This is a genomic window from Candidatus Zixiibacteriota bacterium (assembly GCA_040752815.1).
In the GTDB taxonomy this organism is placed as follows: domain Bacteria; phylum Zixibacteria; class MSB-5A5; order GN15; family FEB-12; genus JAGGTI01.
The window spans coordinates 1-10046 of the sequence record JBFMGC010000038.1 but is presented as its reverse complement, the minus strand read 5'-3'; the positions used below and the strand labels follow the sequence as shown (position 1 = coordinate 10046).

At 57.7% G+C, this 10046-nt stretch carries 10 protein-coding genes, 1 tRNA gene and 1 other RNA gene; 2 read left to right on the top strand and 10 right to left on the bottom strand.

Annotated features, from left to right (window positions below; genetic code table 11):
* Window positions 1-145: 145 nt before the first annotated feature.
* Window positions 146-625, bottom strand: coding sequence for a hypothetical protein (locus tag AB1772_09655; GenBank protein ID MEW5796612.1), 480 nt, complete (start codon window positions 623-625; stop codon window positions 146-148).
* Window positions 626-1207: 582 nt separating this feature from the next.
* On the opposite strand from AB1772_09655, the gene AB1772_09650 reads away from it, so the two are divergent.
* Window positions 1208-1708 carry a PTS sugar transporter subunit IIA gene (locus tag AB1772_09650; protein ID MEW5796611.1) on the top strand — a complete coding sequence of 167 codons (501 nt, stop codon included), beginning with the start codon at window positions 1208-1210 and terminating at the stop codon, window positions 1706-1708.
* Window positions 1709-2015: 307 nt separating this feature from the next.
* On the opposite strand, the gene AB1772_09645 is transcribed toward AB1772_09650, so the two are convergent.
* A complete protein-coding gene (locus tag AB1772_09645) occupies window positions 2016-2453 on the bottom strand; it encodes an NlpC/P60 family protein (protein MEW5796610.1) in 438 nt (145 codons plus the stop codon).
* A 33-nt stretch (window positions 2454-2486) separates the two neighbouring features.
* On the bottom strand, window positions 2487-3380 hold the full coding sequence (locus AB1772_09640; protein MEW5796609.1) for a DMT family transporter: 894 nt from the start codon (window positions 3378-3380) through the stop codon (window positions 2487-2489).
* A 294-nt stretch (window positions 3381-3674) separates the two neighbouring features.
* Here AB1772_09640 and AB1772_09635 point away from each other — a divergent pair, with 294 nt between their 5' ends.
* Window positions 3675-5741: a M13 family metallopeptidase gene (locus tag AB1772_09635; protein ID MEW5796608.1), complete on the top strand. Its 2067-nt coding sequence runs from the start codon at window positions 3675-3677 to the stop codon at window positions 5739-5741.
* A gap of 57 nt (window positions 5742-5798) precedes the next feature.
* On the opposite strand, the gene ffs is transcribed toward AB1772_09635, so the two are convergent.
* The 7 genes from ffs to AB1772_09600 all read right to left on the bottom strand — a co-directional run bounded on the left by ffs (window position 5799) and on the right by AB1772_09600 (window position 9604).
* Window positions 5799-6064: signal recognition particle sRNA large type (gene ffs / locus AB1772_09630), an RNA gene on the bottom strand.
* Window positions 6065-6108: 44 nt separating this feature from the next.
* Window positions 6109-6181, bottom strand: a tRNA-Ala gene (locus AB1772_09625).
* A 154-nt stretch (window positions 6182-6335) separates the two neighbouring features.
* Window positions 6336-6608, bottom strand: coding sequence for a hypothetical protein (locus AB1772_09620; protein ID MEW5796607.1), 273 nt, complete (start codon window positions 6606-6608; stop codon window positions 6336-6338).
* A 361-nt stretch (window positions 6609-6969) separates the two neighbouring features.
* On the bottom strand, window positions 6970-7581 hold the full coding sequence (locus tag AB1772_09615; protein MEW5796606.1) for a hypothetical protein: 612 nt from the start codon (window positions 7579-7581) through the stop codon (window positions 6970-6972).
* 70 nt (window positions 7582-7651) lie between these two features.
* Window positions 7652-8311 (bottom strand): porin family protein, encoded by a 660-nt coding sequence (locus AB1772_09610; GenBank protein MEW5796605.1) that lies wholly within the window; start codon window positions 8309-8311, stop codon window positions 7652-7654.
* 29 nt (window positions 8312-8340) lie between these two features.
* On the bottom strand, window positions 8341-8934 hold the full coding sequence (locus tag AB1772_09605; GenBank protein ID MEW5796604.1) for a hypothetical protein: 594 nt from the start codon (window positions 8932-8934) through the stop codon (window positions 8341-8343).
* 97 nt (window positions 8935-9031) lie between these two features.
* Window positions 9032-9604 (bottom strand): hypothetical protein, encoded by a 573-nt coding sequence (locus AB1772_09600; protein ID MEW5796603.1) that lies wholly within the window; start codon window positions 9602-9604, stop codon window positions 9032-9034.
* Window positions 9605-10046 lie beyond the last annotated feature (442 nt).

The window sequence follows — 10046 nt, the reverse complement described above, 5'->3', positions numbered from 1 at the left end:
GGTTGCCCGGTCGACCGCCTCCCCTGCCTGATATAGGCAGGGCCACTGACAGATCCTGTCAGTGAAAACGAACATGGATAGAAAAAAAAGTGCCGGCCCTGAAGAGCGGGCCGGCAAGGTAGGTTTTTCTGGAAGTCGAAAGATGTTACTTTCGAACCAAGCGAAGCAGCCTGATGTACCTAATAGTCGTTCCATCGACATTGGCCGTGGAGTCGTGCAACAACCGTGTGGTATCAGTGGTCTGGTCCAAGCTGAAATACCCGCCGGGACCCCAATACTGAGTGCACACACCGCGAGTGTAATTGGAATCAGTAATAGTCATGGCCACCCCGTTGCCCAGAACGTATGTTCCAAGAACGTCGCAGAACACCCTCGAGGATTCAGCGATGCTGCCGTCCATGTCCATGGAATAGTCCGGCTTGCGAAACATGAATTCGATCAACTGGCTTGTGTCGATCTGGGTATCAACCGTGTTGTGAATCTCGGTAAACTTGTAAATGCCTGTGTAGTTGCCATTTATCGATGGCGGAAAGGGCACGTAAACATCGTCGCGGCAAGACACCACCAGCGCGGCGGCCAGCGTCAGAATCAGCCCGGCGGCCCACAACCAAACAGCTCTCTTCATCCTTCTGTCTCCCTATGACACGTCATACTCATCAGCGGACCAATATATCGGCCCCTCCAGTGCCGCACAACAGGAAAATGCGGCCGGCTCCTAAAGCATAACGGTTTCGCGGCGACAGTTGTGCAAAACGTATCGAGCATGAAGCTGCGCCATGTAACGTCTGGTCGCATCTGAATTGGCCGCCTTCCGTACGGCGCACGAGACTGTGAGGGGTGAATTGAATGCTCCGCCTTCGTTTTGGGATAGCCGACCCCGCTGGTGCGTGGGATGCGACCGCCGATCTGTCCGGAAGCCTTCGGATTCCGCGAAAAGCGTCAACTGTATCCACGCCTGTTCTATGACGGTAATATACTGTCCCACAATAAGTTACAGACCATAAACTTGAGGCGCCGACATCAATCCAGAGGCGATCCGGACACGACCCACAGACAGGCTAAACAGGATATAATCTGTCGTCGTTCTCAGCAGTGAGGCTGGGGCGGCCTGAATGGGCCAGTGGCCGCGTGTTGCTTGACACTGGCGTAGGCGCGGTCCTTATTGCCCCCTCACACAGCGGCGCTGTTTGGCCGATAAAGTAGTATTATGAAGTTGTCGCGGTATTTGACAGAAGACCTGATCAAACTCGAGATGGAGACGGTGATCGAACCGCCCGCCGAGGGGGCATCGCTGGCCAAGTGGCGGGAGGACAGCAAGCGGATGATTATCAACGAGTTGGTCTCGCTTCTGGAAAACGGCGCGCGGATCGGCAACCGCACCAAATTGGTTACCGATTTTGTCAACCGCGAGAAGAAGGCCACCACCGGAATCGGTCACGGGGTGGCAATCCCGCACATTCGCTCGCTTCAGGCGAAAGATTTGATGCTGGCGTTCGCACGCTCTACTGCGGGATACGATTTCGACTCGCTTGATCAGAAACTCACTCATCTTTTTTTCGTCATGGCGGCTCCGCCGTATGACGATGCCCTCTACCTCAAGGTGTTCAAGAGCTTATCGCAAATGCTCCAGCGCGAGTCATTCCGCGAGGAACTGATGCATGTGACATCCCCGGGCGAGGTAATCCGCGCTATCAAGGCAATGGAATAACGGCGCAGTACGCAAGGGTGCTGACAGGCCCCGCCACGGCGGGCTGCCCGACAGTTGGTGCGCCCGAACCATGATCAGATTTTTGCCGCCGCGCCGCTTTTTTCTGAACATTCCCGATAGTCGTCCGTCTAAGAAACAAACGCTGGATTAGCAAGGACCGCTCGACTTGACCTGCACCTTGACGAGACAACTTGCACCGACAGCATCGACACGGACGCCTGGATCAGTTGACGGTTCTTGTTAAAACTGTCCCTGTCCCACAGGTATCCTAATGCCTGTACGAGCCACCCAATACCCGTTGGGTGGCTCATTCCTTTAGGGCTGATATTGGATCGCAGACAATACGTCGTGAGCCGGGATTGGGGAGCGGCCTGATCCGGACAAAAGCGTTGCGCTTCCATGCTGCGGACTGATCAGCGACGCTGTTGTCGCCTCCGCCCGCTTCGATAAAGTGCCACCGGTCCAGACAGATACCGACATGGCGCGCCTTGCCGGCCCGGTCCAGTAGAAAGACGAGACAGCCCCGCGCAGGCTGCGCGACTGCATAATCACGAAACTTCACAAGAAGGCCGTCGGCTGAAAGATCTACAGAGTCCAGCAAACCGACTGACTTCAGGCACTCTACAACAAGACCGGAACAGTCGAACCCGGAGGGGTCATCGCCTCCCCAAACATAGGGTGTGCCCAGGTAAGCCAGCGCGGTTGTTACGAGCCACTCGCGGGCGGAATCACGATGAGTATCCACACCTGAGATCGAGAAGATGCATTTACCGGCACGTCAGTCTTGTTTCTGCGGTGTCGACCGGCTCCGCCGCCCCTCGGCTACGTACACTCCGGCCAGCACCATCAAGCCGCCCAACGCGGTCAGCGGGCCGAATTCCTCGTGTAAGTACGGCACGGCCAGCACGGTGGTCGCCACCGGTTCGAGATACAGGTAGATTCCGGCTCGCGCCGCGCCTATTCGGGCCAGGCCCTCCTGCCAGAACCAGTGCCCGAGCGCCAGTCCAAGAATGCCGAGAAAGAGCATGGCAACGATTCCATCGAGGGGCATGTGGATAAACCGCGACCAGTCGGAGTTGACCGCCATGTATCCGACCACCACCAGCGCCGAGGGCGCCAGCACTGCAATCGTGACTGCTAACGGGTGTCGCGTGCGGGTGAGGTCACGGATAACAATCGTGTACAGCGCCCAGGTGTGGGCCGAGATGAGCACCAGCCAGTCGCCGACCGAACCAAGCCAGGCCAGCGAGTTCAGTCGTCCTTTGGAGACCAGAAGCAGGATACCGACTGTGGCAACCACGATTCCTACAATGGCACTGCGCTTCAGTCGCTCCTTCAAGAACAGGTAGGCCATCACTGCCATGACGAGCGGGCTGACCGCAATAATCCAGCCGGTGTTGGTGGCCGAGGTATATTGGAGGCCGGTGATCTGAACCAGGAAGTGGGCGGTGATAATCGCGGAGCCGATGAGAATGGTTCTTCGTTCCTTGCCCGTGAACTCAAACTTGATGCCTTTGGCGAGGATGACGATAACGAGAAGCGGCAGCCCGGTTATGAGTCGCAGTCCGAACAGCTCGACCGGGTTAAGGTATTGCAGACACACCCGCGTAGCGACAAAAGTCCATCCCCAGATGATTACACAGAAGAGCAGATACGCCGGCGCCAGTTGCATGGGGAATTAAAAGGGCGAGGCTGATTTCATGCAAAGAAAAAGTCTAATCAGTGAGAGGCCCTGTTCCTGATCCCCTCGGCGACGTCCTGGTGGCGTTGAGACCAGGTTCGGCCCGAGTTAGACGGCAACCTGCTCAGGAGACTGTCGTATCCAATAATCGCCGGACCAGCCTTCCGCCCCTTGCCCTGCGCGGGAGCAGTATGTATCCTTGCACTTTCGCTCCAAACACTTTGGACACTCAATACGACTATATACTGGCACTTGGAAACTCGACACTACAAAGGAGACTTCTTAATGTCCAATCGCTTCAAAACCGCCGTGAGCCTGGTCGCGTTATCGGGGGCGGCGGTACTGATCGGCTGCGGCACACAGGTGGCCGAAACCGCGCCGCTGTCTACAACCACCAACGTGCGGGGGATTGATCCGAAGAATCTCGACACCACCTGTGCCCCCTGCAATGACTTCTACCAGTACGCCAACGGCACCTGGCTGAAAAATAACCCTGTGCCCAAAGAGTACGGCAGTTGGGGGGTCTTTCATGAGATCCATGAGAGGAATAACGTGGTTCTCAAGGAGATCCTGGACGAAGTCGCCGCCATGGACGCTGCGCCCGGCACGCCGGCCCAGAAGATCGGCGACTTCTACACCAGCGGCATGGACACCGCGGCGATCAACCGCACCGGGATCGCGCCGCTCAAGGCTGATTTCGAGCGTATCGCAGCGATCTCGAGTGTTACCGACCTGTGCCAGGTGATCTCCAGGTATCACGCCGAGGGCATAAACATGCTCTTTGACACCGATGCCCTCGAAGGACTTACGAATTCCAGCCGGGTCAACCTCTACGCCACCCAGGGTGGACTCGGCCTTCCGGAGCGGGATTACTACACCCGCGAAAACGAGGAATCGACCACGCTCAGGGCACAGTATGTCGAGCACATGACCAACATGTTCAAGCTGCTCGGCGATGACTCAGCCACGGCGCAATCCAATGCCGACGTCGTAATGGCGCTTGAGACCGGTTTGGCGCAATCGTCGTGGACCGTTACTGATATGCGCAACTACCCGGCCTGGTACCGGGTGAAGACGCTCGCCCAGGTCGCCGAGCTGGCGCCGGATTTCGACTGGAACGGATACGTCGCCGCCCTGGGATTCTATAGCGTCGACTCAATATCGTTCGGGCCGGAGCAGTTCTTCGAGGGTATGAGCAAGCTGCTCAAAGAGGCGCCGCTCGATCACTGGAAACTGTATGTCCGATGGAACGTGATTCGGAGTTTCGCTTTCTACGTCGGCGAGGAGTTCGACAAGGAGAACTTCCGCTTCTACGGTACGATACTGAGCGGCGCCCAGGAGCGACGTGAACGCTGGAAGCGCGTACTTTCGTCGATAAACAACTATCTCGGTGAGGCGATGGGTCAGCTCTTTGTCGAGCGGGCCTTCCCTCCCGAGTCGAAATCCCGCGCGATGGAGATGGTCAACAACCTGAAAACGGTCCTGCGCGAGCGTCTGAGCAAACTGGAGTGGATGTCCGAGGAAACTCGCCAGAGAGCGCTCGCCAAAATGGAGGCGTTCGGCACCAAGATCGGTTACCCGGACAAATGGCGCGATTACGGTGGTTTGGAGATAGGCAAAGTCTCATTCGTAGAGAACGCCCGTGCTGGCCTGAGACATGAGACGGCCTTCAAGCTCTCCAAAGTGGGTAAGGCGCCGGACCCGACCGAGTGGGGCATGACCCCTCAGACAGTCAACGCCTATTACAATCCGGTCAAGAACGAGATCGTCTTCCCGGCCGGGATTCTACAGCCGCCGTATTTCGACGGTGAGATCGACGACGCCATCAACTACGGTGCGATGGGTGTGGTGATCGGTCACGAGATGCTGCACGGCTTCGACGACAGCGGGAGCCGGTTTGACGCCGACGGCAACATGGTCAACTGGTGGACCGACGAAGACCGCCAGAAGTTCGAGGAAAGAACCGCGAAACTGGTAGCCCAGTTCGACGCTTATGTGGCTATCGATAGCCTGCACGTAAGAGGTGCGTTGACCCTGGGTGAGAATATCGGGGATCTCGGCGGGCTACGTGTCGCCTACGACGCGCTTCAGCTTGCCCGACAGGGCAAGGCCGACCCGATGGTCAACGGTTTCACGCAGAACCAGCGCTTCTTCTTTTCCTTCGCGCAGGTTTGGCGGTCAAACGCTACGCCGGAGAACATCAAGCTCCAGGTGCAGAGCGACCCGCATTCGCCGGATCGTTTCCGGGTGCTGGGGCCGCTGTCCAACATGGACGAATTCCAGGCGGCCTTTGGCTGCTCGGACACCGACCCGATGATGCGTCCGCCCGCCGAGCGGATTAGGATTTGGTAGTAGAACTCCTCGGTTGAAAAACAAAAACCCCTCGACTCATCGTCGAGGGGCTCTGTTTTGTGCACCCACCTCCGAACCGCTGCCCCGAAGCACTCCGAACAGCCGGCTCAAGCCGGGTGACCCTGCAACACTCATCAGGGACTTTCTACGGCTGCTACCTTCCGGTCCTGACCGGGTTCAAAAGGCTGAAGTTGTACAGGACCCGACCATCAACACCGCTTATCCGTCGACACTCCGGGCCCGCTAAGCCCTCGGGTGGGAATTCGACCCCGGTAAAGCGGATTCCGGGTTACAGGGCACCGCTAGCTCCCCGTCTAGCACGCTTTTGGGCCGCCCCGCAAATCGTCCGGGCGGCCGATTATCCAAATGGAGCCAGCCGGGATCGAACCGGCAGCCTTCGCATTGCGAACGCGACGCTCTCCCAATTGAGCTATGGCCCCAAAACTGGTCGCAACAAAACCAAGAATAACACGGCCGAACCTGGCCGCCAAGTGGTTTTTGGGGGCAACCACCGACATACAAAGGCCGACCCAGGAACCGGCCTTCCGACCCCGGTTCGGCGCCTGTCCCCGCCCAAGGACTCTCCGTAGTGACTTAGAACACAACTCCTATCCTCACCGCACTGAAGTCATCCAATCCGTCACCGTCGGGGAACCATAACAGTACTTCGAACGCCCCGCCTATCTTTGACGGCTGCTGAAAGAGCATGCGAAACGAGAGCCGGGAGATGCCGTAGTCAGTGTCAAATGCCCCTATCTTTCCGTGAAGGACACCGCTGCCGCGTCCCGCGCCGGACTGAAATCTCAGCGGGCCGCTGACTTTCATATCCGCTAGCACCTCCGCTCCCCAACTGAAAAGTGTGTTCATTGGTTTCGGTCGGTGGTAGTCTATGCACGGTCCAATGTAGAAGTGTGGCGCCAGCGGAAACTGCGCAATAGCCCCGATCGACAAGCCATCTTTAAGGTCATAAATACGCACTACAGTCGCGCTCCAAAGAACTACCTTATCGGGCATCATTACCCCGGCACTAATGATGAATGGTTTGGGCGGCTTCTTAGTTGCCGACAGAGTTGTGTCCGCGGCCTGTTCTCCGGATGACTGTCCGTGTGCATCCGACATCACAACCCACGTCGATAACATAGCTCCAACATAAATCCCCTGGCGCAAGACCCATCGGTGCAAGTTCATGGCTACATCCCTCTTCTGCGAAATAGTTCTATCCAGAATACTATCGTCGTCTTCCCCAAACCGAGAACAGCACCTCACCCCGCAGGTAGCCCATCGGTCCGATTGCAACGTCAGTCACGCTGTCCGTGCCGACCGGCGAGTGCCAGACCCCGGACTCGATTCCAATTCCAAACCGCTCCGAGACCGACATCTGAAATTCGATCCCGGCTCTAAACGCCAGAAGCGTGTAATGGCCCTGCGCGCCGCCTATACCAATACCCGGCCTAATGGCAAAGCGCCCGTCGCCAAGGCTAATCAGCCACTTCAGTTGCACTCCCAACTCCAGGGCCGAAACGCCGCCAACGCGCAGATCGACCGGGAGCGGGTACGGCTCACCCAGCCAGTGCCAGTCAACTACGGCTCCGGCGTAGAGGTGCTGCGTGAGGGGGTAGTCGAAAGACACTCCAATTGTCCAGGTAGGCTCAAGGCCGGCCTCCCGGTCTCCGTTGACAATGTCAGTGATCTCCATGGTAGTGCGGCCGATTCGACCCATTTTGAACGCCGCACACGGTTCGCCGGGGCCAAGATCGATAGCTCCACACTGACCGCCGAGCGTTATGGCGGCCAGAACCGACACGCACACCCGACCCCACTGCTGTTTCGTGGTTTGCATTCTCACATCCCTCCTGTCTGATTACCGGCGCACCGCTGGTGCCCCGACGGCGGACAAAGGAACTGGCTTACTAAAAGACCAGTCCAACAAGTATCGCAAAGCTCTTGTTGTCGATAGTCAGCGTATTCTCATCATTCACATGCTTGGCGGCTTCAGAGAAATCGAGATCGTAGCGCGCCTCCAGCAGAATCGGTCCAAAGGACCCGAAGGCGTGCTGTAAGCCAACCCCGACAGTTGCCCCGGCTACGGTTGACTGGTAGGAATCTAGAATCCTGTCCATATCCGAGTCGTTAATATCCGAATCCGTCCCGAGTTTCAGGTCAACACGCGGCCCGCCAAGCACATAAAAACCAAGTGGTCCACCCAGCGCCTGTACTTTGAGCGAAGCCAGCAGCGACAGGTACGTGATGCGGTCCTCGAACACGCGCGTGCCGATTGGCACCGGTGACGACTGATCGTATATTGGCACCTTGAGTTGGTTTCCTTTCTGCACATAGAGCGCCTCGGCTTGAAGGCCGAACACAGGAGTCAACCCCACATCCACACATGGGCCGAATGCCAGGCCCGTCCGGGTATCCCGCTCGACTGCGCCGAGAATCTCACGATACTCCCACGTCTGGTCTGCCCAGACCATGCCGGCTTTGATACCAAGCCTGGGGCGCGCGCCTGCCGATGCACATGTGGCGATAGTCACCGCCAGAATGCCAAATGTAAACAGAGTTCTTTTCATAAACTGAGGTCTCCGATTAAGGGTCGATATCAGAACATCACCCCCGCGCGTAATGACAACAGCGGCCCGAGGGTAACATCGGTGGTGTTGTCCCCGCCCGATGGCGCGTACCAGATACCTCCCTCCACCACGTATCCCAGCCCGGCGGCCGACAGATAAACAACTTCGGTAAATGCCTTCAGGGTCACGTAGCTTGAGCCCGCCACTCCGGCCATGTCCATCCGTCCAAGAAACGCCACCCCCACGCCGACACCCGGCCTGAATCCGAGTGGCCAGCTTTCGCTGACTATGTTCGCTTTCAGATTGACACCCAGGTCCAGCAGCCATTCGGATTCGTCAAGCGTGACACCGATCGTCTTCTCCCGCCAGGCCATCCGGTAGAAATCGATTGATAACCCGTAATGCCAGATCGAACCGAACGGTTGATCGAAGAAGAAGCCCGCGCTCGGGCCGGTGCGCTGGTCGATCTGATGACGCTCCAGATCGACACTGCCGGATCCGATCAGCCCCACCTTCAGGCCGGTGTAGATCTCTCCCACCTCATAATCCGCTGCTGTCACGGATGACATGGGCAACGCCATAACGGCGCTGATAATCGTCGCCGCTGCAATGACACACCTCATTCTCGTCTGTCTGCCCCTCACACGATCAATAAAACCGATCGCCCGAATTCAGTCAAGCATGAATGATAACACTAACAGGGCGAGCGAGTATCGCATTCTACCTCAGCGCAAGCCCCCACCGCAGCATCACGCCGGGCCCAAATGACAACGACTCGTCGCTGTTGGAGCCGGTGGGCGCGTAGATCCAGGCCAGCTCACCCACCCAGGCCCGCCTGGCGTCGATGGCGAAGTGAGTCTCCACGAACGCTTTCAGACTCATAAAACGAGAATCGGGCAGATCGCCGATCTCCGAGAGATAGAGAAAGCCGACCGAGACGCCCGGCCCCAGCAGCATTCTGGCGCGCTTTAGCCCGAAGGTCCGCTTCAAACCGAGGTTCGCCTCGATCATGATCTGGTTGGCGCGGTTGATTTCGATGTAGTAGAAGTCGAAAGCCGGGCTGAGAAAGAATTGGCGGCCCTGGGGAAGATCAATATATACCTGCGCGCACGAGCCGATTTCGGAGCTTCTTGTCGGCGTAGTGGTCAGCTTCATGCGGCTGACTACGCCCACTTTCACACCGAACCGACCGCCCGTCGGATTGCCCAGCAGGTTCTGGCCGTACACTGTCATGGTAGTGCAGAGCGAGAGGATAAAGAAAGCGAATAATACGAGAGGTTGTTTGATTGTCACATATCTCCTGACCAGTCGGCCTGTCAAGGCCTGGTGCGCCCGGAAGGTCCACTGTCAAGAAACGATTCTGCATGGGCGACTGTCAAGGTAGATGTTGACAGCTCCCGCCATGCAACCGTATGACCCGACCGCCGAACGCCGACCGAACCGTGTGGTCTGCTCCTTTGGGGCGCGAATGAGATGACTCTCGCGCATGGAACATTGCAAGTGGGCGGCAGACCTCCCGGTCTGCCCCATTCGTGGCGCCTGCAAGCACTTCGTGGGCGGCAGACGTCCTCGTCTGCCTCCGTCGTGTCTTCACTTTCGTGTCTAAATCGGGCAGACCGGGAGGTCTGCCGCGCACGAATTTCTTTGTGGTCCACCCAACCGCCGGGTTGTGATTATTTGAGAATGACCAACTTCCCTATCTGCGTCCGCGTTGACGACTCGACCACCCAGTAGT

Excerpts from the sequence above, each read along its gene's own strand:
- AB1772_09655 (MEW5796612.1), bottom strand. The coding sequence starts at position 625 with ATGAAGAGAGCTGTTTGGTTGTGGGCCGCCGGGCTGATTCTGACGCTG.
- AB1772_09650 (MEW5796611.1), top strand. The coding sequence starts at position 1,208 with ATGAAGTTGTCGCGGTATTTGACAGAAGACCTGATCAAACTCGAGATG.
- AB1772_09640 (MEW5796609.1), bottom strand. The coding sequence starts at position 3,380 with ATGCAACTGGCGCCGGCGTATCTGCTCTTCTGTGTAATCATCTGGGGA.
- AB1772_09635 (MEW5796608.1), top strand. The coding sequence starts at position 3,675 with ATGTCCAATCGCTTCAAAACCGCCGTGAGCCTGGTCGCGTTATCGGGG.
- AB1772_09620 (MEW5796607.1), bottom strand. The coding sequence starts at position 6,608 with ATGAACACACTTTTCAGTTGGGGAGCGGAGGTGCTAGCGGATATGAAA.
- AB1772_09615 (MEW5796606.1), bottom strand. The coding sequence starts at position 7,581 with ATGCAAACCACGAAACAGCAGTGGGGTCGGGTGTGCGTGTCGGTTCTG.
- AB1772_09610 (MEW5796605.1), bottom strand. The coding sequence starts at position 8,311 with ATGAAAAGAACTCTGTTTACATTTGGCATTCTGGCGGTGACTATCGCC.
- AB1772_09605 (MEW5796604.1), bottom strand. The coding sequence starts at position 8,934 with ATGAGGTGTGTCATTGCAGCGGCGACGATTATCAGCGCCGTTATGGCG.